The organism is Finegoldia sp. P2-F-LR (assembly GCF_052932265.1).
On record NZ_JBRFJF010000004.1, the window covers coordinates 120,076 to 144,798 of the forward strand.

Annotated in this window: 22 protein-coding genes; 19 read left to right on the forward strand and 3 right to left on the reverse strand. The window is 32.7% G+C overall.

The window, feature by feature from the left end:
- Positions 1 to 54 precede the first annotated feature (54 nt).
- A complete protein-coding gene (locus ACU68W_RS03755; RefSeq protein WP_306479306.1) occupies positions 55 to 558 on the reverse strand; it encodes a GNAT family N-acetyltransferase in 504 nt (167 codons plus the stop codon).
- 137 nt (positions 559 to 695) lie between these two features.
- On the opposite strand from ACU68W_RS03755, the gene ACU68W_RS03760 reads away from it, so the two are divergent.
- From ACU68W_RS03760 to sufU, 19 genes are all read left to right on the forward strand, one after another.
- Positions 696 to 1,877: an arginine deiminase gene (locus tag ACU68W_RS03760; RefSeq protein ID WP_278735618.1), complete on the forward strand. Its 1,182-nt coding sequence runs from the start codon at positions 696 to 698 to the stop codon at positions 1,875 to 1,877.
- A 2-nt stretch (positions 1,878 to 1,879) separates the two neighbouring features.
- Complete coding sequence (gene argF, locus ACU68W_RS03765; RefSeq protein ID WP_102164364.1) at positions 1,880 to 2,869, forward strand: ornithine carbamoyltransferase; 990 nt, start codon at positions 1,880 to 1,882, stop codon at positions 2,867 to 2,869.
- A gap of 180 nt (positions 2,870 to 3,049) precedes the next feature.
- Positions 3,050 to 4,276, forward strand: coding sequence for an O-antigen ligase family protein (locus ACU68W_RS03770; protein ID WP_094205409.1), 1,227 nt, complete (start codon positions 3,050 to 3,052; stop codon positions 4,274 to 4,276).
- Between the two features lie 99 nt (positions 4,277 to 4,375).
- Positions 4,376 to 5,209 carry an MBL fold metallo-hydrolase gene (locus tag ACU68W_RS03775; RefSeq protein ID WP_094205410.1) on the forward strand — a complete coding sequence of 278 codons (834 nt, stop codon included), beginning with the start codon at positions 4,376 to 4,378 and terminating at the stop codon, positions 5,207 to 5,209.
- Positions 5,184 to 6,011, forward strand: a complete 828-nt coding sequence (locus ACU68W_RS03780; protein WP_094205411.1) for a tRNA 2-thiocytidine biosynthesis TtcA family protein — start codon at positions 5,184 to 5,186, stop codon at positions 6,009 to 6,011. Before ACU68W_RS03775 ends, ACU68W_RS03780 begins: the two co-directional genes overlap by 26 nt.
- 22 nt (positions 6,012 to 6,033) lie before the next feature.
- Positions 6,034 to 7,227: an FprA family A-type flavoprotein gene (locus tag ACU68W_RS03785; protein ID WP_094205412.1), complete on the forward strand. Its 1,194-nt coding sequence runs from the start codon at positions 6,034 to 6,036 to the stop codon at positions 7,225 to 7,227.
- A gap of 182 nt (positions 7,228 to 7,409) precedes the next feature.
- The gene (locus ACU68W_RS03790; RefSeq protein WP_257993169.1) at positions 7,410 to 9,074 is read left to right on the forward strand and encodes a formate--tetrahydrofolate ligase; all 1,665 of its coding nucleotides are present in this window, start codon (positions 7,410 to 7,412) and stop codon (positions 9,072 to 9,074) included.
- Positions 9,075 to 9,230: 156 nt separating this feature from the next.
- A complete protein-coding gene (gene gcvT / locus ACU68W_RS03795; RefSeq protein WP_094205414.1) occupies positions 9,231 to 10,331 on the forward strand; it encodes a glycine cleavage system aminomethyltransferase GcvT in 1,101 nt (366 codons plus the stop codon).
- A 12-nt stretch (positions 10,332 to 10,343) separates the two neighbouring features.
- The gene (gcvH, locus tag ACU68W_RS03800; RefSeq protein WP_002835405.1) at positions 10,344 to 10,724 is read left to right on the forward strand and encodes a glycine cleavage system protein GcvH; all 381 of its coding nucleotides are present in this window, start codon (positions 10,344 to 10,346) and stop codon (positions 10,722 to 10,724) included.
- On the forward strand, positions 10,724 to 12,070 hold the full coding sequence (gene gcvPA, locus ACU68W_RS03805) for an aminomethyl-transferring glycine dehydrogenase subunit GcvPA (protein WP_102164366.1): 1,347 nt from the start codon (positions 10,724 to 10,726) through the stop codon (positions 12,068 to 12,070). The genes gcvH and gcvPA overlap by 1 nt, the downstream gene beginning before the upstream one ends.
- Position 12,071: 1 nt before the next feature.
- The gene (gcvPB, locus tag ACU68W_RS03810; RefSeq protein WP_102164367.1) at positions 12,072 to 13,526 is read left to right on the forward strand and encodes an aminomethyl-transferring glycine dehydrogenase subunit GcvPB; all 1,455 of its coding nucleotides are present in this window, start codon (positions 12,072 to 12,074) and stop codon (positions 13,524 to 13,526) included.
- Positions 13,526 to 14,935 (forward strand): dihydrolipoyl dehydrogenase, encoded by a 1,410-nt coding sequence (gene lpdA, locus ACU68W_RS03815; RefSeq protein ID WP_446756141.1) that lies wholly within the window; start codon positions 13,526 to 13,528, stop codon positions 14,933 to 14,935. The genes gcvPB and lpdA overlap by 1 nt, the downstream gene beginning before the upstream one ends.
- A gap of 167 nt (positions 14,936 to 15,102) precedes the next feature.
- On the forward strand, positions 15,103 to 16,305 hold the full coding sequence (locus ACU68W_RS03820; RefSeq protein WP_102164368.1) for a S1C family serine protease: 1,203 nt from the start codon (positions 15,103 to 15,105) through the stop codon (positions 16,303 to 16,305).
- Between the two features lie 190 nt (positions 16,306 to 16,495).
- Entirely contained in the window at positions 16,496 to 16,771 is a 276-nt protein-coding gene (locus ACU68W_RS03825; RefSeq protein ID WP_102164369.1) for a hypothetical protein, read from the forward strand.
- Between the two features lie 116 nt (positions 16,772 to 16,887).
- On the forward strand, positions 16,888 to 17,637 hold the full coding sequence (gene sufC / locus ACU68W_RS03830) for a Fe-S cluster assembly ATPase SufC (protein WP_094205420.1): 750 nt from the start codon (positions 16,888 to 16,890) through the stop codon (positions 17,635 to 17,637).
- A complete protein-coding gene (gene sufB, locus ACU68W_RS03835; RefSeq protein WP_094205421.1) occupies positions 17,637 to 19,049 on the forward strand; it encodes a Fe-S cluster assembly protein SufB in 1,413 nt (470 codons plus the stop codon). Before sufC ends, sufB begins: the two co-directional genes overlap by 1 nt.
- A gap of 9 nt (positions 19,050 to 19,058) precedes the next feature.
- Positions 19,059 to 20,108, forward strand: a complete 1,050-nt coding sequence (locus tag ACU68W_RS03840; RefSeq protein ID WP_308611406.1) for a SufB/SufD family protein — start codon at positions 19,059 to 19,061, stop codon at positions 20,106 to 20,108.
- Positions 20,098 to 21,348: an aminotransferase class V-fold PLP-dependent enzyme gene (locus ACU68W_RS03845; protein ID WP_308611407.1), complete on the forward strand. Its 1,251-nt coding sequence runs from the start codon at positions 20,098 to 20,100 to the stop codon at positions 21,346 to 21,348. The genes ACU68W_RS03840 and ACU68W_RS03845 overlap by 11 nt, the downstream gene beginning before the upstream one ends.
- Positions 21,335 to 21,790, forward strand: coding sequence for a Fe-S cluster assembly sulfur transfer protein SufU (gene sufU / locus ACU68W_RS03850; RefSeq protein ID WP_012290426.1), 456 nt, complete (start codon positions 21,335 to 21,337; stop codon positions 21,788 to 21,790). Before ACU68W_RS03845 ends, sufU begins: the two co-directional genes overlap by 14 nt.
- A 119-nt stretch (positions 21,791 to 21,909) precedes the next feature.
- Here the strand turns inward: sufU and ACU68W_RS03855 are convergent, their stop codons facing one another.
- Both ACU68W_RS03855 and ACU68W_RS03860 read right to left on the reverse strand, forming a co-directional pair.
- A complete protein-coding gene (locus ACU68W_RS03855; RefSeq protein ID WP_446756142.1) occupies positions 21,910 to 23,145 on the reverse strand; it encodes a 2,3-bisphosphoglycerate-independent phosphoglycerate mutase in 1,236 nt (411 codons plus the stop codon).
- Between the two features lie 18 nt (positions 23,146 to 23,163).
- Complete coding sequence (locus tag ACU68W_RS03860) at positions 23,164 to 24,612, reverse strand: SLC13 family permease (RefSeq protein WP_446756143.1); 1,449 nt, start codon at positions 24,610 to 24,612, stop codon at positions 23,164 to 23,166.
- Between the last annotated feature and the right edge of the window lie 111 nt (positions 24,613 to 24,723).

Consider the following 24,723-nt stretch of genomic DNA (forward strand, 5'->3'; position numbering starts at 1 on the left):
TATAGCAAACCAACTTAAGGACAATCCTCACGCAAATGGTTTGCTATTTTTATTTTATTTCAATGGTTTTTCGAATGCTATTCTCTCGTCTGTTTTTCTTATATAAACTATCCCACATTTTTGAAATCCGTTTTTCTCAATAAATCTTAGCATGGATTTGTTGTCTTTGTGAGTGTCTACTCTAATTGAGTCGTAGTTTAGTTCTTTTAATTTATCTTCAAAGAAATCCAATAGATTTTTGGCGACATTTTGCGATTTGTAATCTGGGTTTACTGCGATTCTATGAATTACTCCGTATTTTCCATCAGATAGCCATTTTCCATCAATGTTTTTGTAATCCGCATCTCCATCCAAGATCAACACAGCCATTCCTATAACTTTTCCATCTATTTCTGCTACATATAATCTATTTTCTTTCAAATCGGCCAAGAACACATCTTCATTGGGATAATTTTCGTTCCATTGATTTATTTTGTTTTCTTTCATATATATTTTGGCATTTTCAACAATTTCCATTATTTCTGCTATATCATTTTCTTTTGCAATTCTTTTTATCATTTTTACCTCATTTTATATAAAATTTTAACATATTTCAAAAAGTATTTTAATATTAAAAAAATTTCGATATTTTTGTGTTAATTTTTATTGTAAATGTGTTATAATTTTATGTGGAAATCAGTTAAGGAGGCAACATATTGAAACCAAATATTTACTCTGAGATTGATAAGTTAAAATCTGTAATAGTTCACAGACCGGGAGAAGAATTAAACAATTTGACTCCTGGTTTTATGGAAGAGTTATTGTTTGACGAACTTCCTTACTTGGAAAATGCTATCAGAGAACATGATTTTTTCTGTGAAACTATGCGTAATGAAGGTATTGAAGTATTATACCTAGAAGATTTGGCTGCAGAATCTATTAAACAAGATGACGTTAGAAAACAATTTATCGAAGATTTTCTTGAAGAATCGGGAAATAAATCCGCAGATGAAATCAATTTACTAAGAGATTTACTTACAAATATCTCAGATGAGAAAGAATTGATACTTAAAACTATGGCAGGAGTTAGATTAGATGAAATCGGTATTAACGACGAAAGCGGAAGACTTTTAGCTGTTAATCCAATGCCTAACTTGTATTTCACAAGAGATCCATTTTCCTTTGTGGGAAATTGTGTAAGTATCAACAGAATGTGGTCAGAAACTAGAAATAGGGAAACGCTTTATGCAAAATACATTTTTGCTTATAATTCTAGATTCAACGATATTGAAAAGATCTACGATAGAACAGAAGACACTTCTATCGAAGGTGGAGATATTTTAATTTTGAACAGCGAATGTGTAGCTGTTGGTATTTCTCAAAGAACACAAAAAGAAAGTGTGGACAAATTCGCTAAGAATTTATTAGAAAAATCAGATTTTAAATTTGTTTTGTCTTTCAAAATTCCTAACAAAAGAGAATTTATGCACTTGGACACTGTGTTTACAATGATTGATAAGGGAATTTTTACGGTTCACCCACTAATCGAAGGACCTTTGTATGTTGAAAAATTGTATCTTGAAGATAATACTTTACAAAGAGAAGTTCAAAAAGGTTCATTAGAAGAAATTTTATCTACAAATTTACACGTTGATAATGTAAAAATTATAAGATGTGGTGGAACAAACCCAATCGATCAAATGCGTGAACAATGGAATGACGGTTCAAATACTTTGGCGATTGCACCAAATACTGTTATTGTTTACGACAGAAACAATGTTACAAACAGCTTGCTACAAGAAGCTGATGTAAATATAAGAACTATTAAATCAGGCGAATTATCTAGAGGACGTGGGGGTCCAAGATGTATGAGTATGCCGTTTGAAAGGGAGATGTAATTATGTTAAAAGGAAGAGATTTTTTAACTTTAAAAGATTTCACTAAAGAAGAAATCGAACATTTACTAAATGTAAGTGCTGCATTAAAAGAAAAGAAAAGAATGGGTATTGTAGGAGAAACTTTAAAAGGCAAAAACATTGTTTTGTTATTTGAAAAAACTTCTACTAGAACAAGATGTTCATTTGAAACTGCTTGTTATGATGAAGGTGGTAATGTAACATTCTTAGGTATGAATGATAGCCAATTTGGTAAGAAAGAATCTGTAAAAGACTCTGCTTTAGTATTATCAAGATTCTACGATGGTATCGAATTTAGAGGATTTGACCATGCAACTGTAGAAGAATTAGCAAAATATTCTTCAGTTCCAGTTTGGAATGGTTTAACTGATATTTATCATCCAACACAAATCTTAGCAGACTTTTTAACTGTAAAAGAAAACATCCACAAAAACTTAGACCAAGTTAAATTCGTTTATGTTGGTGATGGTAGAAACAACATGGCAAACTCTTTAATGATTGGAGCTGCCAAATTAGGTATGGAATTTGTAAATCTTGCACCAAAAGAATTACATCCATCAAACGAAATGATGAACTCTATCCAAGAAATTGCCAAAGAATCTGGTGCTAAAATCACAGTTACTGATGATTTCAATAGCCTAAAAGGTGCAGATGTAATCTACACTGACGTTTGGGTATCAATGGGTGAAGAAGATCAATTCGAAGAAAGAATCAACTTGCTTAAAGATTACCAAGTAGATATGAAGAAAATCGAAATGACTGAAAATCCTAACGTAATCTTCTTACACTGCTTACCATCTTTCCACAACTTAGAAACTAAAGTTGGTCGTGAAATCCACGAAAAATTTGGCTTGTCAGAAATGGAAGTAACTGATGAAGTATTCTACAGCAAATATTCAAAAGTATTTGATGAAGCTGAAAACAGAATGCACACTATCAAAGCAGTTATGGTAGAAACAATCGGCAATAAATAAATTTTAGATTTTTGAGAGATAGCTTTTGGTTATCTCTCATTTTTTATTGTAAATATTGCAAAATTCTCAAATTTTTGATAAAATATCTTGTCATCGTCAATAGTTACGATTTGTCAAAAAACGTATATTATAACGAATTTTTGATATTATATAAGTAATGATACGAATGAGAGGTGAAATATGAAAAGTTTTTACAATAGAATATTAGATTACACTACAGATCAAAAATTTATTCTGTTGACCGCTATTGCAATGTTTATGCCGTTTTATATCGGAATCGGCGTTTTGATAGTGGATATGTTTTATTTTGTATATCAAAATAAATTCAAGGAAATTTTTGACAAGACTAATCTGTCTGTGTTTGGATTGATCTTCGCTGTTTATTCGTTAGTAGTGAGCGTTGTATTCAACAATACTTATGGAATACTTGCGACAGTCGGAATGTTTGTGCTTTTCGTATTTGTGCTCTTTATCAGAAAAAATATGACAGAACAATTTATGGAAGACTGTATGATAATTATAATGTTGTTTGCATCGTTTTGCTTTTTGATAACATTGACTCAGTATTCGATAATTTTGAAGAACAATTCATTCAACTACGCTCAATTTATGAAATACATCAGTGAGAATAGAACTACTGTTGGAACATTCTTTTTTAATGCAAATTATTATGCTATGGTTTGTTCTTTGGTTGGGATAATCAGTGCGTACAAATATTTTTCGACAGAATCATTTGAAAGATTATTTTCTTTTGTGGTTGGGATTTTAAGCGTTTTAACTTTATTAATCACAGATTCAAGAGGAGCGATGTTTGCTAGTTTCATAGCGGTGTTTGCTCTTACAATTATGATGAAAAAAAGAAAATATACTATTGCGATTATTTCTTTATTTGCGCTTGCTTTTGTTGGAATTGTGGCGGCTGGAAGAATGGATTTGATTCCAAGAATTGATAAAATTGGTTTTGATATGGGACTTAGAAAATCTATTTGGATTAGTGCTATTGAAGCTTTCAAGAAGAATTTTGTAATAGGAGTTGGGCCACTAGGAATACACAATATTTACGCTACAATAAGAAATCGTGCAATTGTTCACTCGCACAATTTGTATTTGGATATTTTGGTTAATTTTGGATTGATAGGAGCAGGATTGTTGGTTCCAATTATCTGTCAATTGTTCAAAGAAATCAAAAGCCTTTATTCAAAAAAATACACCAAAATGATTGTTGCAATGATAATTATGGTTATGATTCACAGTATGGTGGATGTTACAATATTTTGGACACAAACTTCGTTCATATTTTTAACATTTGTGGTAGGAGTTGGTGAATTATCAACAGTTCCAGTTACAGAATTAAGTTTGTTCAAGAATAAGAAATCTTTTAAAACAAAAAATATTTACGAAAAATAAAACAAAAATTTCAAGATAGTTGGTAAAATTTGCCGACTATCTTTTTTACTTTAAAAAAAACTCAATATCAATTATAATAGTAAACAAGGAGGATTTTGAATGAGTTTTAAATTTTGTTCGCTATCAAGTGGATCAAGCGGAAATAGCGAATATATAGAGACAGAACACTCCAAAATATTAATCGATGCAGGTTTTAGTGGTAAAACTATTGAAAACCTACTTAAATATATAAACGTAGACCCAAGTAAATTAGATGCAATCTTTGTGACTCATGAACACTCAGACCACATTAAAGGAATTGGCGTGTTGAGTAGAAGATACGATTTGCCAATTATAGCAAATACTGAAACTTGGTATGCAATGGATAGCAAGATTGGAAAGATAAATGATAAAAATATTTATATCTTCGAAAATAATAGACATATTAATTTCAAAGATTTGGATATTTTACCGATTAAAACTAGTCACGATAGCGCAAATAGTTGTGGTTATGTGATTAGCAAGGACGACAAGAAAATTTCTTTAGTTACTGATACTGGAATTATCGAAGATAGCGTGTATGAAGAAATTAAAGATTCGAATCTTTTTTTTATTGAAGCAAATCATGATGTTGATATGCTAAAGTACGGGAGTTATCCTCCAGCATTAAAACAAAGAATATTGTCGGATCACGGACATTTGTCCAATGATTCGTGTGCGTACTTATTAGGAGATATTCTAAGAGGAAATCACGAAGTTATTCAATTAGCGCATTTGAGTAAGGAGAATAATACTCCAAGAAAAGCACTAAGTACTGTTGAAGATTATTTGAGGAGTTTGGGACTTGATGTTGGAGAAGCTGTGAGTTTAGAAGTAGCTGAAAGATATAGCCCTAGTAACATAGTAGATTTAGAAAAAATGGAGATATATGCAAAGAACTGTACAAGAAGTTGAAAGAGCAATTATAAAAAAATATAGAAAACACATTTGGTCGAAGTTTATAAAGGCCATAAAACAATATGATTTGATTCAAGATGGAGATAAAATAGCCGTGTGTATGAGTGGTGGCAAGGATAGTCTGCTTCTTGCGAAATTATTTCAAGAACTTCAAAAACATGGAATGAATAATTTTGATCTTGAATTTATAGCGATGAATCCAGGATATAGCGAAGAAAACACTAGACTTGAAAAAGAAAATTTTGAGAAACTTAACATTCCGTATCACATGTATGATACTGATGTATTTAGTGTTAGCGAGAAGATTTCATCGAACAATCCATGTTATATGTGTGCGAGAATGAGAAGAGGTGCGCTTTATTCCAAAGCAAAAGAGCTTGGTTGCAATAAAATGGCGTTGGGACATCACTTTGATGATGTAATTGAAACAATTTTATTGAATGTTTTGTGTTCTGGAAATTATAAAACTATGATGCCAAAGCTTCACTCTAATAACTTTGAAGGGATTGAACTTATCAGACCAATGTATTTAATTAGAGAAGAATCTGTAAAAAGTTGGTTGAATTACTCAGGGTTAAAAGCCTTAGATTGTGCTTGTTCTGTAACTAAGAAAACAGAAGGATCTATGAGAAAACAAATCAAACTATTGATTGAAGAATTGTCGGATAGAGGATTTACTAATGTAGAAAATTCAATATTTAAATCCAGTGAAAATGTTGATGTATCAAGAATTCTTGGGTATGAATATAATGGAGAAAAGTATAACTTTTTGGATACTTACGGTGAAAATGATTTATAATTGTTAATTTATAGGAGGAAATATGGGAACAGAACCAATTAAAATCCAAGAAAATTTATATTACTTGGGTGTAAATGACAGACAAACAGAATATTTTGAAAACATGTGGCCATTGCCTTATGGAGTAGCTTACAATTCTTACTTACTTACAGGCGAAAAAACTTGCTTGATGGACACTGTAAAAATTAGCAAAAGTGATGAATTTGTAGATAATGTTAAAGCGATTTTAAAAGATAGAAAATTAGATTATTTGGTAATTCATCACATAGAACCAGATCATTCAGGATCAATTCCACAAATTTTAGACCTTTATCCAGATATAAAAATCGTAGGAAACAAGAAAACAAGATCAATGTTGAATGATTATTATGAAATTGATTCTGACCATTTTATCGAAGTTGGAGAAGGTGACGAATTAGATTTAGGAGATAGAAAACTAACATTCTATTTAACAGCAATGGTTCACTGGCCAGAATCAATGGTTAGTTACGATGCTGAAAATAAAATTTTATTCTCCCAAGATATTTTCGGTGGATTTGGAACTAATGACGGAGCAATATTTGATGACGAATTAGATTATGATTTAAGAAGAACAGAATTCAGAAGATATTATACAAATATCGTTGGAAAATATTCTCAAATGGCTGTACGTGCTATTAACAAATTATCTTCTTTGGAAATTGAAACAATATGTCCTGTTCATGGTTGTATTTGGAGAAAACAACCTTCAAGAATTGTAGAAGATTACACTAAATGGGCAACTTATGAAGTAAATGAAGGAGTTGTAATAGTTTATGCATCAATGTATGGAAATACAGAATTGATGGCAGACCAATTAGCTAGATATTTAGCAGACGAAGGTGTTAGAAACATCGAAGTATTCGATGTAAGTAAAACTCATGAATCGTATATACTTTCAAATTGCTGGGAAAAGAAATCATTAGTATTAGGATCTTGCACATACAACAACACTGTATATCCAGTAATGAATAATTTATTGAACATTTTGAAAATGCAAAAATTAAAAAATCATGTGGTTTCTGTTTTTGGATCATTCGGATGGAGCGGTGGCGCTGTCAAAAATCTAAAACAATTTGTTGAAGAAGGAAAATTCGAAACAACAGAAACTGTTGTAGAAGCTAAAGGTCGTATGAAAGATGAAGACGATCAAGGTCTAAGACAAATGGCAAAAGAAATTGCAGCGAAAATTAAATAATAAACTTCAGAGCCAATCATTAATTTGATTGGTTCTATTTTTTTATTTGAAAAATGTGTTAAATTAATAATAATTATCAAAAAAATAAGAAAAAGCGTTTTTTAGTGTTATTATTGAATTAAGTTGGGTATAAATAGCTTAGTGGTTATTAGGATAATAGCTAATAAATAAATTTGGAGGTAATGATTATGGCTACAGATGTAGAAATTGCTCAAAAAGCGAAATTAGAAAAAATCAGCGTTATCGCTGAAAAAATGGGATTAACAGAAGAAGATTACGAACAATATGGTAGATATAAGGCAAAATTAGATTTAAATCTTTTTGAAAAAAATAAAGACAAAAAAGATGGTAAATTAATTTTGATGACAAGTATTAACCCAACTCCAACAGGAGAAGGTAAAACAACTATGAATGTTGGCTTGGCAATGGGACTTAATAAAATAGGCAAAAATGCTATTTCAGTTTTAAGAGAACCATCTTTAGGACCAAACTTTGGTATGAAAGGTGGAGCAGCTGGTGGTGGATATGCACAAGTAGTTCCAATGGATGAAATCAACATGCATTTCACAGGTGACTTCCACGCAATCACTACTGCAAACAACTTAATTTGCGCAATGATGGATAACCACATTCACCAAGGTAATGCGTTAAACATCGATCCAAAACAAATCTTAATTAAGAGATGTATGGATATGAACGAACGTGAATTAAGAGATATAATCATTGGTGTTGGAACTAAGGGTAACGGAGTTATGCGTCAAGATGGTTTCGAAATAACTGTCGCAAGTGAAATCATGGCTATTTTATGTCTTGCAAAAGATTTGAAAGACTTAAAAGAAAGAGTTGGAAATATTCTTATAGCTTTTGATAAAGAAGGTAAACCAGTTTACGCAAAAGACGTTAAAGCTGATGGTGCGGTAGCATTAATCATGAAAGAAGCTATCAAGCCAAACTTAGTTCAAACATTAGAACACACTCCAGCAATTATTCATGGTGGACCATTCGCCAACATTGCACACGGATGTAACTCTTTAATAGCTACAAAATTAGGATTGAAGCTTGGAGATTATGTTGTTACAGAAGCAGGTTTCGGTGCTGACTTAGGAGCAGAAAAATTCTTCGATATCAAATGTAGAAACGACTTACATCCAAACATGGTATGTATCGTAGCTACTATCAAAGCTTTAAAACATCACGGGGAAGCAGAAGATTACAAAGTTGAAAATGTAGAAGCTTTGGAAAAAGGATATGCTAACCTTAAACGTCACATTGAAAACATGAAGAAATACAAAGTTCCAGTAGTAGTGGCAATCAACAGATTTGCAAATGATACTGATGCTGAAATTAAGAAATTAACTGAATTGGTTGAAGCAGACGGAACAAGAGCTATTTTCTGTGATGTATGGGCAGAAGGTGGCGAAGGCGCAAAAGAATTAGCAGAATACGTTGTTGAAAATACAAAAGAAGAAAACGAATTTGAATTCTTATATGACCTTGAATTACCAATCAAAGAAAAAATTGAAAAAATTGCAAAAGAAATCTACAGAGCTGACGGCGTAGAATTTAGTGCAAAAGCTAAGAAGAAATTAAAACAAATCAAAGAATTAGGATTAGACAATTATCCAGTATGTATGGCTAAGACTCAATACTCATTCTCTGATAATAAAAAATTAATCGGAGCTCCAACTGGATTTACAATTACAGTAAGTGATTTCAAAATCTCAAGAGGTGCTGGATTTGTTGTTGCACTATTAGGTTCTGTAATGACAATGCCAGGTTTACCAAAAGTACCTTCAGCAGAAAAATGCGATGTTTTAGATGACGGTACAGTAGTAGGATTATTCTAGAAAAAATCAAAGCCTGAATTTGTGTAAATTTATTATGATTTATAAAAATTTTCTATAAATTCAGGCTTATTTATTATCAGAATTAATAAATTTTGTTACAAATACTAATAACTTTTATGGTACAATAGTTATGAAAAGGATTATAAGTAAAAGGAGATGCTTATGAGTACAAAAAAAACTCCTCTATATGAGGAACACAAAAAATTAGGTGGAAAAGTTGTTGACTTCGCTGGTTTTTATTTACCAGTTGATTATGAAGGATTACAACAAGAACACGAAGCAGTAAGAAACAACGTTGGTTTATTTGATGTAAGCCACATGGGTGAATTTACTGTAAAAGGCAAAGACGCTTTAAAATTCATCAACTATGTTTGCACTAATGATTACACTAAATGTGCAGATGGTCAAATCCAATATTCTTTATTATTACATGAAGATGGTGGAATGGTTGATGACTTATTAGTTTACAAAAACAACGATGAAGACTTTTTAATGGTTCCTAACGCAGCCAATACTGAAAAGGACTTCAAACATATCTCTAAATATGTAGATAAGTTCGATGTTGAACTTAAAAACATCAGCGACTCTGTTGCAGAAATCGCTATTCAAGGTCCTAAGGCTGAAGAATTATTACAAAGATTAGTTGAATTTGATCTTTCAAAAATTGAATACTATCATTTTGTAAAAGACATTAAATACAAAGAATATGATGTATTAATTTCTAGAACTGGTTATACTGGTGAAGATGGATTCGAAGTTTATGCAACTGCAGAAGCAATTGTAGACTTATGGAATGAATTATTAGAAAAAGGAAAAGACTTAGGTGTTAAACCATGTGGTCTTGGATGTAGAGATACATTGAGATTTGAAGCAGCAATGCCTTTATATGGAAATGAACTTGCAGATGAAGTATCTCCATTAGAAGTTGGCTTGAAGTTTGCAGTTAAAATGGACAAAGACGACTTCGTTGGTAAAGCTAAAACTCAAGAAAAAGTTGATGCAGGAATCGACAAAAAACTTATTGGTATCGAAATGCAAAGCAAACGTATTGCAAGACAAGGTGCTGAAGTTCAAAAAGATGGTAAAACTATCGGTAAAGTAACTACAGGATACCTTTCACCAACATTCGGCGTATGTTTAGCAAACGCATTTGTAGATAAATCAGCTGTAGCATTAGGTGATGAAGTTGATGTTATTATCAGAAACAAACCAACTAAAGCAACAGTTGTTAAAAGAAAATTTTTGGATAGAAAATAGGGGGAAAAGAAAATGGCAGAAGTAGCAAAAGATTTATTGTACACAAAAGATCATGAATGGATTAAAGTAGACGGAGACGTTTATGAAATTGGTCTTGCAGATTACGCACAAGACAGTTTAGGAGACATCGTATACGTTGAATTACCAGATGTTGATGATGAAATTGATGCAGAAGAATCTGTAGCAAGTGTTGAATCTGTAAAAGCAGCATCAGAAGTTTACACTCCATTTGCTTGTACAATTGTAGAAGCTAATGAAGAATTAGATGATGAACCAGGTAACATCAATAAAGCTCCATACGAAAGCTGGATTGCTAAGGTTAAATTCGAAGACTTCGATGAATCTAAATTAATGACTGCTGATGAATACGAAAAATTCTTAGGAGAATTATAATGTATCCATACATCTCAATTACTGATCAAGAAATAGAGGAAATGCTAAAAACAATTGGCATTTCCTCTACTGATGAACTATATTCAGATATTCCTGAAAATGTTCAATTCAAAGGAGAACTTAACATACCAAAAGCAAAAAGTGAAGTTGAAGTTAGAAGATATTTCGACGAAATTTTTGCAAAGAACACATCTACTGATGATAAGGTTTGTTTCTTAGGTGGTGGAGCTTATGATAGATACGTTCCTTCTGTTATTCCAGCAATGGCAAGCAGAAGTGAATTCTACACTTCATATACACCATACCAACCAGAAATAAGCCAAGGTACTCTTTCCTATATTTTTGAATATCAAACAATGATGGCAAACCTTACTGGTATGCCAATATCAAACGCTTCTTTATACGATGGCGGAACTGCTATCACAGAAGCAGCTTTGATGACTATCCAAAAGTCCAAAAAATCAAAAATTCTATGCGCTAATACAGTTAGCCCTTCAGCAAAAGAAATATTGTTGACATATTGTCACGATAGAAATGTTGAAGTAGAATTTATCCCAATGAAAGATTTGCTAACTGATATGGACGAATTGGAAAAAATGATGACTGACGAAATAGGTACAGTTATTGTTCAATCTCCAAACTATTACGGATATATCGAAGATGTTAATAAATATGAAGAGTTAACTCACTCAATCAAGAAAAACTACTTGATAATGTCAGCAGATCCAATGAGCTTAGGTTTGTTGAAGAAACCAGCTGAATATAATGTTGACGTTGTTGTAGGTGAAGCTCAACAATTCGGAGTAAACTTACAATATGGTGGACCTTATTTAGGTTATATGTGCTTTACTGATGAATTTGTTAGAAAATTCCCTGGCCGTGTTGTAGGACAAACTACTGATGAAGACGGTAAGAGATCATTCGTTTTAACACTTTCAGCAAGAGAACAACACATTAAACGTGATAGAGCAACTTCAAATATCTGTTCAAACCAAGGTGTTAACTTACTTGCAGCAAGTATTTATTTATCACTTTTAGGTAAAGCTGGTATTAAAGAAGTAGCTACTCAATCATTACAAAAAGCTCACTATCTATTTGAAGAATTGAAGAAAATAGACAAAGTTAAAGTTCTTAGTGAAAAACCATTCTTTGATGAATTCACTATCGGTTTTGACAAAGACACTGAAGAAGTTAAGAAAGCACTATTTGATAAAGGATTCTTAGCTGGAATTAGCATTAAAGAAGCTACAGATGGATGTGGCAATGGTTTAATTATTGCTGTAACAGAAAAGAGAACAAAAGAAGAAATGGACAATTTTGTAGCAGCAGTTAAGGAGGTATTATAATATGGCTTATAACAAGTTAATATTTGAATTATCACAACCAGGTAGAACTGGATATAAACTTCCTGAATTAGACGTAGAAGAAAAAGATAACTTAATTCCTGAAGAATTTTTATCAAATGAAGAATTAGATTTACCAGAAGTTAGTGAAGTTGACGTAGTTCGTCACTATACTAATCTTTCAACTCTAAACTTCGGCGTAGATACAGGTATGTATCCATTAGGATCTTGTACAATGAAGTACAACCCTAAAATAAATGAAGAAATCATAGCAAACCCAAAACTTGCTCGTCTTCACCCAAAACAAGATGACTATCAAGTTCAAGGTGCATTGGAAGCGATGTATACTTTACAAAAATCACTATGCGAAATTTCTGCAATGGATTATATGACATTACAACCAGCAGCAGGTGCTCATGGTGAAATCACTGCTATTACAATCTTCAAGAAATACCACGAAGTTAATGGTAATTCTGAAAAGAATGAAATCATAGTTCCAGACTCAGCTCACGGTACTAACCCAGCAACAGCTGCAATGGCAGGATACAAAGTAGTAGAAGTTAAATCAAACGAAAAAGGTGTAGTTGACGTTGAAGATTTAAGAAAAGTTGTAAACGAAAAAACTGCTGGTTTGATGTTAACTAACCCTAACACTTTAGGTTTATTTGAAACTAAAATCAAAGAAATCGCTGAAATAGTTCACGAAGCTGGCGGATTACTATACTATGATGGAGCAAATGCTAACGCTATTTTAGGACATGCTAGACCAGGGGACATGGGATTCGATGCAATCCACTTCAATGTTCACAAAACATTCTCTACACCACACGGTGGTGGAGGTCCAGGTGCAGGTCCTGTAGGTGTTAAGAAATTCTTAAGAGATTATTTACCAAAACCAATCGTTGAAAAAGACGGAGATAAATATTTCTTAGATTACAGCATGGAACATTCTATTGGTAGAATGAAAGACTTCCAAGGTCACTTCGGAATTTTAATGAGAGCATTGACTTATATCCTAACTATGGGTAGTGACGGATTGAAATGTGCATCTACTACAGCAGTATTAAATGCAAACTATCTACAAGCTCAATTAAAAGACGATTACAACTTACCACATGACTTCATCTGTAAACACGAATTCGTATTAGGCGGATTAAAGGATGATTGCGATGGTCAAGTTAAGACATTGGATGTAGCTAAGAGACTGTTAGATATGGGATTCCATCCACCAACAGTATACTTCCCATTAATCGTTCATGAAGCATTAATGGTAGAACCTACTGAAACTGAACCAAAACAAACTCTTGACGAATTCGTAGCTGCAATGAAACAAATTGCACAAGAAGCAAGAGAAAACAAAGATATATTATTAGAAGCTCCTATTACAACTGTTGTTAGAAGACCTGATGAAACAGAAGCTGCTAAGAAGTTAATATTGACTTACAAAAAAGGAGAATAATGACTAAAGATATCATTATTATCGGCGCTGGACCTGGTGGCTATGAAACAGCCATCAGGGCATGCCAGCTCGGTTTAAATGTAACTTTAATCGAAAAAGCTGAAGTAGGTGGTACATGCTTGAACAGAGGATGTATACCTACTAAAACTTTATGGAAAATTGCTGATTTGTACAAAGAAATTAAAGAATCAGAAACTTTTGGAATTGAAGTTAATGACCATAAATTATTAGCCGATAAAATTAAACAAAGGAAAACAGAAATTATCGAAAGACTTAGAAGTGGTGTTGAATACCTTTTCAAAACTTACGATAATTTAACTTTTATTAGAGGAGAAGCTAGCTTTAAGGATAATAAAACAGTTGTTGTGAAGACTTTGGAAGGAGAAACCAAAGAACTTACAGCTGATAAAATTATCATAGCTACTGGATCTAAAGACTATAAGCCAACAAATATTGAAGGTATTGACCATCCTAAAGTTTTGACATCAACTGGACTTTTGGAATTAGAAGAAATTCCAAAATCAATGGTTGTTATTGGAACTGGCGTAATAGGAATGGAATTTGCATCAATCTATTCACAATTTGGAACAGAAGTTACTGTAGTTGGTAACAAATTGTTGAAAACTGAAGATGGCGAAATCCAAAAACGTCTAAAATCTATTCTAAAAAGCGATACTTTGAAGTTTGTAACAGGAGTATATGCTAAGAAAATAGTTGAAGAAGACGGAAGACTTAAAATTATTAGTCAAAAAGTTGGCAAAGATAAATTCCAAGAAACTTATGCAGATTACGTTCTTGTAGCAAGTGGAAGAAGCAGCAATATAGATAATCTAGGAATTGAAAACACAGATATAAAAACTGAAAAGAATGCTATTGTTGTCGATGAAAATCTTCAAACAAATGTCGAAGGTATTTATTCCATTGGCGATTGTGTGTACAAGAACGCTCAATTAGCTCACGTTGCAAGTAATCAAGGTAAAAATCTTGTAAGAGAATTTTCAGGAAAAGAAAAAAATATCAATATGGATATAGTTCCAGCAGTTGTATTTACAGTTCCTGAAATTGCATCTGTAGGTTTAACTGAAGAAAAAGCAAAAGAACAAAACATCGATTATGTAACAAGCAAATTTATGTATCAAGCTAACGGTAAGGCATTGAGTTTGAATGCTACAGAAGGTTTTGTAAAGATAGTTGCTACAAAAGATTTATCTAAGATTTTAGGTTGCCACATAATTGGCCACGATGCATCCACATTAATTCACTTCGCAGCAATTGCGATGAACAATAACGTTGGAGTTGAAGGTTTATCAGCAATGATTTACGCTCACCCAACTATTAGTGAAGTGTTTATGGATTCTGTCGAACAATTAGAAGGTTTATCTATCAATACGCCAAACCCTAACAAATAAATTGAATCCTCGTATTTATTTTCGAGAGAAATTAATACGGGATTTTTTTAATGGTTACAGAAAGTCAAATATAAAGTTTGATTTTTCGTAAACTTTTACGCTGTTTTACTCACAGTTAAAACACATTTGCTTGATAAAGTATAAGTATCAAATATGGAGGTGTAGATATGGACAGAGACCCATACTCTGAATACAACGATTACATTAAAAAAAGAAGGGACGGCTTGAGCGAAAGAAAAGTCGAAAATATGATAAAAGAAGAAATAGCTAAGAACAAACCTAAAATTGGTTGGTTAAAAGCTCTCACAATATTTTTACTAATATATTCTTTGGTTATGAGCTATTTCGTAGCAAAAAATATGACCGGTATTACTGAGACTATTAACAAAAATGGTCAAGTTGAAAGTAGTACTATTTCTATAAAAAACAATAGTGTGTCTACCGAAAATGCCGTAGCCAAGAAATCTTTGGATTCTGTAGTTGGTATAACAACTGTAGGTGTTCAAGAAAATATGTTTTTTCAAGGCAGAGTTGTAGAAGGTGTTGGAAGCGGTGTTGTTGTTAGCAAAGATGGATATATTTTAACTAACGCACACGTTGTACAAGATGGTAAAGCAGAAAAAATCGAAGTCTTACTTACAAATGGCAAGAAATCATCTGCAAAATTATTGTGGTATGACACAACGTTGGATCTTGCGGTAATTAAAACTGATATGACTGGATTAAAACCAGTTGAAATGGGAGATAGCGACAAAGTTCAAATCGGAGACAAGGCGATTGCAATTGGTAATCCATTGGGATTGGATTTGCAATCAACATTGACTAGTGGATATATTTCAGGAAAAGACAGAACAATTACTTTGCAAAATGGCCTACAAATGGATGGTTTGATGCAAACAGACGCTGCTATAAACTCAGGAAATAGTGGTGGTGGACTTTTCGACCAAGAAGGAAAACTAATTGGTATAAATACTGCAAAAGCTTCTGCAGAAGGAATCGGATTTACTATTCCTATTAACGTAGCCAAAACTATAGTAGACAATATAGTTTCTGGAGGCTCTTTTGAAGGAGTTAAGTTGGGAATTAGTGGAGTTGATGTAAAGACGTTTCAACAAGCTACTGGTCAAAAATTATCCATAGACAAGGGAATTTATGTAGTGGAAGTTGTCAGAGGATCTTCTGCACAAAAAGCTGGAGTAACTAGAGGAGATATAATTACAAAAGTTAACGGTAAAGAAATCAATACGATGAGTTCTTTGAAGAAGGCATTGCTTGAAGTTAGACCAAAACAAAAAGGCAAAATAACTGTCTATAGAGATGGCAATACGAAAGATTTGGATATTGAGTTTAGTACTTTACAACAAAAATAAGGTATCACGTTTTTTCCTTCCTTAATTTGCGTGAGATTTGAAATATATAAATTTGAAAGCGGTAGTGAGAACTATCGCTTTTAAATTAGAAAAAACAAAAAAATTCCTAAAAATTTAAATTTTTAGCTGTAGCTATTTACACAATGAATTAATTAGTATAAAATATGGGAGTGTTGAGGAGGAGAAAGATTTGAAGCAAATTTATTCTGTAAAAATGATTTTGAAATACAAGACAGATGTGTCTATATATGAAGAAGATATTGTTCTTATAGAAATGGAAAGCATTGATGAATTAAAAGACAAATGTTTGGAATATGTAGATTTAATTCAAGATGATTTGAACGATCATGAATTCGTAGAATTACATGAGATTGTGAATTGGAATTTGACCAACGAAAAATTCGATAGTTCGATGAATTTCAAGGAAGTTTATTCGGAATTTATAGACGAAGACGAAATTGCGTAGTAAAATAGTAGGTTTTTGTTTAAAGGCTTAACTATTTTGCTTTTTTCGTGTATAATATAGTAGGACATAAGGATCTCTTATATATATATTTATTACATAACTGTAAGGAGGTTATTATGTCAAAAAATTTATTAACTATTAAAGACTTATCCGCAAGGGTAGGAGATAAAGAAATATTAAAAAACATAAATTTAAATATAAACTATGGTGAAGTTCACGTTATTATGGGACCAAATGGTTCTGGTAAATCAACTTTAGCCAATGTTATTTTGAACAATCCACAATATGAAACTACTTCAGGTGATATTTTACTTGATGGAGAAAGTATTATGGATTTATCAACAGATAAAAGAGCCAAAAAAGGTATTTTTATGTCTTTCCAAAATCCAATGGAAGTTTCAGGCATTAGTGTAGAAAACTTCATCAGATCTGCAAAAATAGCAACAACTGATGAAAATATAGGATTCTTAGAATTCAGAGAAGAACTGGAAGATAATATGGATATACTTGAGTTTGATCATGGATATTCTTCCAGATATTTGAATGTCGGTTTTTCCGGTGGTGAAAAAAAGAAGAACGAAATTCTACAAATGTTAATGCTACAACCAAAACTAGCAATCCTTGATGAAACAGATTCTGGTCTTGATGTTGATGCTGTTAGAACTGTATCAAAAGGTGTAAAGGAATTCTTACATGACAATAATTCAGTTATTGTAATCACACATCACAAGGAAATCTTAAAAGAAATTAAGCCAGATTTCGTTCATGTAATCATGGATGGCACTATTGTAAAAGAAGGTTCTAGCGAACTTTTAGATCAAATTGAAGAAAAAGGATTCAATTGGATTAGAGAAGAGGTGAAATAATGGCACCTAAAATGAAGACTCAAGTCGATGAAATGGATAGAGGTATCTATGACATCAAGAATAAATTTACTTTTAGAAGAAAAACTGAAGAGGGCTTGACTCCTGAAATCGTAAGACAGATTTCAGAAGAAAAAAATGAACCTCAATGGATGCTCGAAAAAAGATTGGAAGCTCTTGAAATATTTTACAATTCAGAAGATCCTGAATGGGGACCAGATTTAAGTGTAGTTGATATGAATAAGGTCACAACATACATTAGACCTGATGCAGATAGATCAAGTGACTGGAACGAAGTCCCTGATGAAATCAGAGATACTTTTGATAAGTTGGGTATTCAAGAAGCTGAAAAAGAAATGATGCTAAGTGGTGTTGGTGCACAATACGATAGTGAGGTTGTGTATCACAACATTCAACAATCTTTGGTAGACCAAGGGGTTATTTATACAGATTTTGATACGGCTCTTAGAGAACATGAAGATATTGTTAAACAATATTTTGCAAAATCAATCACACCAAGATTGCACAAATACGCAGCACTTCACTATGCAGTGTGGTCAGGTGGATCATTTGTATATGTTCCAAAAGGAGTAGATGTTAAAATCCCACTTCAAAGTTATTTCAGATTGAATGCTCCAGGAGCAGGTCAATTCGAACATACAATGATTATCGTAGAAGATGACAGTTATTGTCACTTCATTGAAGGTTGCTCAGCTCCAAAATATAACGCGTTAAATGTACACGCTGGTGCAGTTGAAATCTTCGTTGGAGAAAATGCTACTCTTAGATTTTCAACAATCGAAAACTGGTCACGAAATATGTACAACTTAAACTCAAAAAGAGCAATCATTGAAAAAAATGGTAAGGTTGAATGGGTTTCTGGTTCATTTGGATCAGCGGTATCCATGCTTTATCCATCAAGTGTCTTAAAGGGAGAAGGTGCAAGCAGTGAGTACACTGGTATTTCATTTGCAGGACGTGACCAAAACTTAGACACAGGTGCTGTTATGATTCACGCAGCCCCTCACACAACAAGCTATGTAAACAGCAAGTCTATCTCTAAATCAGGTGGAATCAGCGTTTACAGAGGTTTAGTAGACATAAAAGAAAATGCTTACGATTCAAAATCATCAGTAAGTTGTGAATCGTTAATGTTAGATAATGAAAGTAGATCAGATACAATTCCAGTTGTAAAAATAGGAAATAAACATGTCGATTTGGGACATGAAGCATCTATCGGTAGAATAGATGATCAAGTTATTTTCTATTTGATGACAAGAGGTATTCCAGAAGAAGAAGCAAAATCAATGGTAGTTCGTGGATTTGCGGAACCAATAGCTAAGGAATTACCTATGGAATATGCGGTTGAGATGAATAATTTAATTAATCTTGAATTAGAAGGAAGCATAGGATAGGAGTTGTATATGGAACAAATTAAAGGCAATAAACTGGGATTTAAAACTTTCAAATATTTGAAAGTTAACGATACAGAAATCAATCTTCCAGATATAGATATAAAAGAATACAGAATAGACTCAGATCCAGTAGAATCATTAGACAACAAAGATTTTGGTGTGTGCCAAGAAGCTTTGGATATGAACGAAAAATCGGGAAATCTATTCAAAAAATATAGAACAGAAGAAAATCAAGTAAAAGATTTCGGCGTTATCGATTTGGTAACTGACAGAGAATATGATATTTTGTTGGATACTCACAAAATTGTAGCCGAAAAGAACTCAAGCTTAAGAGTTGTACTTGATTATAGAGACAATGACGACAATAAGAAATTCAGAAGTTCAGTAATAGAAATCAATGCCAAGGAAAACAGCAATGTGGAAGTTTTTGTTATTCAAACAGAAAAAAACACCACAGCATTGGAATCAGTAATATTAAACTTAGATGAAGAAAGTAACGTCATCCTAAGCCAATACGAATTAGGAAGCAAGGACAATTATGTCAATACTAAAGCTAATTTGAATGGCAAACATTCTAACTTGGATATCAACAGTATTTACTTCACACATGGAAATAATTCATTGAATATGCTTTATGAAATCAATCATTTTGGCAAAGAATCCAAATCTTCATGTATCGTAAATGGTGCATTAAAAGAATCATCTTATAAAAACTTCAAGTCAACTCTTGATTTCAAAAAAGGATCCATGGGATCCACAGGAACTGAAGAAGAATACGCAGTATTGTTATCAGATGATGCAAAAAGCTTGTCAGTTCCAATACTTTTAGCAGGAGAAGACGATGTAATAGGAAATCACGCAGCAAGTGCAGGTAAGATAGATGCTGATATGCTATTTTATATAATGAATCGTGCTATATCCAGAGATGTAGCTGAAAGTATGATAGTTGAATCCAAATTTAGCGAATCATTAAGCAGATTAGATGACGAAAACTTGGAAAACAAACTACTTTCATTCATCAGAGAAAAAATGGCAAAGAGGGAATTGGATGTTAGATAAAAAACAAGTAGAAGATATAAGAAAGGACTTTTTGTATTTGGATAAAGAATACAAAAATCCGATAGTTTATTTGGACAATGCAGCTACCAGCCAAAAACCGATTCAAGTCATAGATAGCGTAAGTGAATTTTACAAATATGAAAATGCAAATCCTCACAGAGGAGCACACACATTGAGCGTTTTATCTACAGATGTTTACGAATCTGGAAGAGAAAAAATCGCCAAATTCATCAACGCAGCAGATTCTTCAGAAGTAGTATTCACAAGAAACACTACTGAATCTTTAAATTTATTAGCTTATTCGTACGGCCATGAATATTTAAAAGAAGACGATGAAATAGTCATATCAATAATGGAACACCACAGTAATTTAGTAACTTGGCAGGAAGTGTGCAAGAAAACACACGCAAAGCTAAAATACTTGTATATTGACAAAGAAAATATGCAATTGGATTTTGAAGAATTCAAGAAAACAATCACTGAGAAGACGAAAATTTTCTCAATAACACAAGCATCAAACGTAGTGGGAACTATGCCTGAAGTTGAAAAAATGATAAAATACGTCAAATCAGTTAACAAAGATTGTATATGCATCGTGGATTCTGCACAATATATTCCACACAATAAAGTTGACGTACAACAATTAGGTTGTGATTTCTTAGTATTTTCAGGTCACAAAATGCTTAGCATAATGGGAGTCGGAATACTTTATGGAAAGAAAGAATTATTGAACAACTTAAAGCCGTTCTTGTACGGTGGAGATATGATTGAATATGTGTTTGAAGATAAATCATCGTACTTGGATGCTCCAGGAAGGTTTGAAGCAGGAACACAAGATGTAGGATCTGTAAAATCATTAATAGCAGCGATAGATTACATCGAAAAAATCGGAATAGAAAATATTAGAGATTATGAAAAAGCATTAATGGATTATGCTTATGACAAAATCAAACAAAAATCCGACATTATCGATGTCTACACAACAAGTGACACTCACAGATCTCCAGTTTTAGATTTTAACTTCAAAGAAGCTCATCCACATGATGTTGCAAGTATTATGGATAGTTACGGAATTGCAATTAGAAGTGGACACCATTGTGCACAACCACTTCACAGATATTTGAAAACAAATTTCTCATGCAGAGCAAGCTTTGCATTCTATAATACATTTGAAGAAGTTGACTTTTTCATTGAACATCTTGAAGACGTAAGGAGATTGATGAGAATTGGAACTAGGTAGTTTATATACAGAATTAATATTGGAAAAAAGCAGGGATAAATCAAACAGACGTGAATTGGAACATCCAACTCATTGTGAGTTGGGACATAATCCAAGCTGTGGAGATGAAATCACATTGCAACTAAAAGTTCAAGATGATACAATCGAAGACATTGCATACACTGGAATGGGATGTGCTATATCACAAGCATCCACATCCATAATGTGCGATGTAATCAAAGGTAAATCTGTAAATGAAGCAATAGATTTGTGCAACAAATTCATCTCAATGATAAAAGGAGAAATCACTGACAGAAAAGAACTAAAAGTTCTGAAAGATGCAGTGTGCTTCCAAAGCATATCCACATTACCAGCAAGAGTAAAATGTGCCGTTCTTTCATGGTACACATTAAAAGATATGCTTGAAAACGACAAATCAGAAGGTTCATTTATTCCTGATTAATAGACAATAAAATAGATAATAAATTTTTAACTGGTGAAACATGTGTTTCATCAGTTTTTTTATTAAGCAATTAAAAAGCCCTTCCATCCTTAAATTGGATTTTGGGGCTAATATTTAAATTAGTTACCTTGTTTTTTGGTTTTTTCTAAAAAGTCGTATAGTGTATTGGATAAATCCTTACCTTTGAATCTACAAAGTCCACCGTAACTACACGAAATTTCATCAAATTTTGTAACTCTGTCTTGTCTAATTCCAGGACCTGCTATTAAAACTGGAACAGGATCACCACTGTGTTCCATTCTTTCGCATGGAGTAGAGTGGTCTGCTGTAACGGCTATTATTGTGTTTTCTAAATTAGCTTCTAATAAAAGACCAATAAACTTATCAAAAACCTCAACTGCCTGTGCTTTTTTCTCAGGATTTCCATCGTGACCAAAAAGGTCTGTTGCTTTTAAGTTTACTAAGACAAAGTCATGATCTTTCAGTGCATCAATCGCCATTTGTGCCTTTGCATTAACATCTGTATCAATATTTCCAGTCATTGTTGAAGCTGTTAATGCTGTGAAACCAGCCAATCGAGCGACTCCCAAGACTGTTCCTTCGGCAGCTACACAAGCTCCTTTAATATTTAGCTTTTCAGAAATTTTTTCCAAGTCAGGCATTATTCCAGCCCCTCTTGTAAGAATAAAGTTAGCAGGTAAAAGTCCTTTGGAAATTCTTTCTTCATTCACAGGATGTTTTGATAAAATTTCATTTGCTTTTAGTAAAAATTTGTTCAAAATTTCGGCTGTAAATATTGAATCAGGTTTTCCGTCCTTTGATTGACATTTTTTGTAACTAACATTATCTCCTGCAATTTTTGGGTCAGTGTCAGTAATATTTGCAGATAATCCTGGTCCTCTTAAAATCAAAACTGCTCTGTGCTCAGTTGCTTCTTTAAAGATAACTTTTATTCCATCGATTTCTATACCATTTAAAGATTCTGCTAATAGATTTGTGTTTTCTCTAATTCTTCCAGCTCTTCTGTCAACAACACAAAGATTATCATTCACAGTAGCGAAATTAGATCTAAAAGCAACATCACCAGCTTGTAATTCAATTTCTCTACCAAAAGCTTCAATTGGTCCACGACCTGGATAGTCTTCTAGTCCATATCCAAACAAAATCATATGACCGAGGTCTGTGCCAACGGGAATTACTGCACCAAGAACATCCATTATTCCTGTTGTTCCCATAGATGCTAATTTGTCTAAGTTTGGTGTAGATGCATATTCTAAGGGAGTCTTGCCTTCTAAAATTTTACATGGTCTGTCACCAACTCCATCGGCAACAGCTAATATAACTTTTTTATTCATATAATCTCCTTAACACAATTAAAATATTATTTGATAATAAGTAAAGTACAACAGTGAAATAACAACTGAGCCAATAAAGCAAGTTATTAGACCAAGTTTAAGTTCATCTTTCACATCAAAGTAACCAAGACTCAAGTATAATGCATTCACCTTTGAGTGAGGTGGTAGAGTCAACGTATAAGCTATACCGAACGAACAAGCCATTGCCAAAGGAACTGGATCAATGTTCAAAGATTGTGCTAAAGTTATAATTGTTGGAATCAAGATTGTTGCCCTAACTGTCTTCGTTGTAAAGATTAAGTGGCTGAAAATAGTTATAAATATAAGTATCACAGCAACAAGATTAGGATTTAAAGTGTTAAGACCGATTTTTTCAACAAAGTTTTGAATAACAAAACTTGCTCCGCCAGAATCATTAAATGCATTTCCGATTGCATAAGCTCCAGCTGAGAAAATCATTAAATTCCATTTTATGTTTGCTTGTTTCCAATCAATAACGCCGACTTTAGGAAGAAGGCATAAAAGCATACTTAACACTGCAGTTTGTTCAGTTGAGATACTAAAACCAAATAATTTTTCTTGATAGTCACCAGTTGCCCAAGAAAGTAGGGTAAAAGCAAATATGATAGCTGTTTTCTTTTCAGCAATAGTCATTGGTCCTAGTTCTTTTAATTGCTGCTTCAAAATTTCTTTAGTTGATTCTCCACCTATATTTAAGTCTTTAATGTGATACATTTTGTAGCCAATTAGAAAAGCTATAAAAGCTGTAATTAAAGCTTGCGGCATAGATCCTAAAAGCCAATCCATATATCCTAAGTTTGATCCAGTCATCTTGTTGATAAAACCAACAGCTAAAAGCTGACTAGAAGTCGCTGTAATAACCATGGAAGTTGCTAAGTGGTTGTTCATAACTCCTTGCAAAGTTATTAATCTACCAAAATTGCTTTCTCCAGGTACTTGTTTATAGATTTCTAATAAAATCATAATTATTGGAGTCAGCAATGCAGCTCTGGCACTTGTTGATGGAATGAAAAATGCTAGGATAAAATTAACTAACATAAGTACAATAAGTGTTCCTTTAGGAGTCTTACCAAATTTTGTAAGCATAGATAACGCAAGACGCTTGCCAAGATTTGTTTCATTAATGGCAGAAGTTAATACGAATGCAGCTACCATCAACCAGATAATATCATATCCCAAAGCTCCAAATGTAACTTTTTGTTTTTCGACTGCTCCTATCATAGGCAAAATCAAAATTCCAATTATTGAAGTTTGATAAATTGGAATAGGCTGAGCTACCCACATTATTAGAGCAAACACAAAAACTGCTAGAGATTTTTGTGCCTCTGGACTCATGCCATTAGGAGTAGGCATCAATAGTAGTACAAAAAATAATATTACAGCAACGATACCGCCGATTTTTGCACCAGTTGAAGTTTTTTTCTTACTTGGTGATTTCGTTTTCATAAGAATTACCAAGCTTTCTAAATTTGTTACGTTAATTATATTACACAAATATCTATAACACAATTCTATTTTATTTTAATATCAATAACTATATGTTATAATAGACTTAGA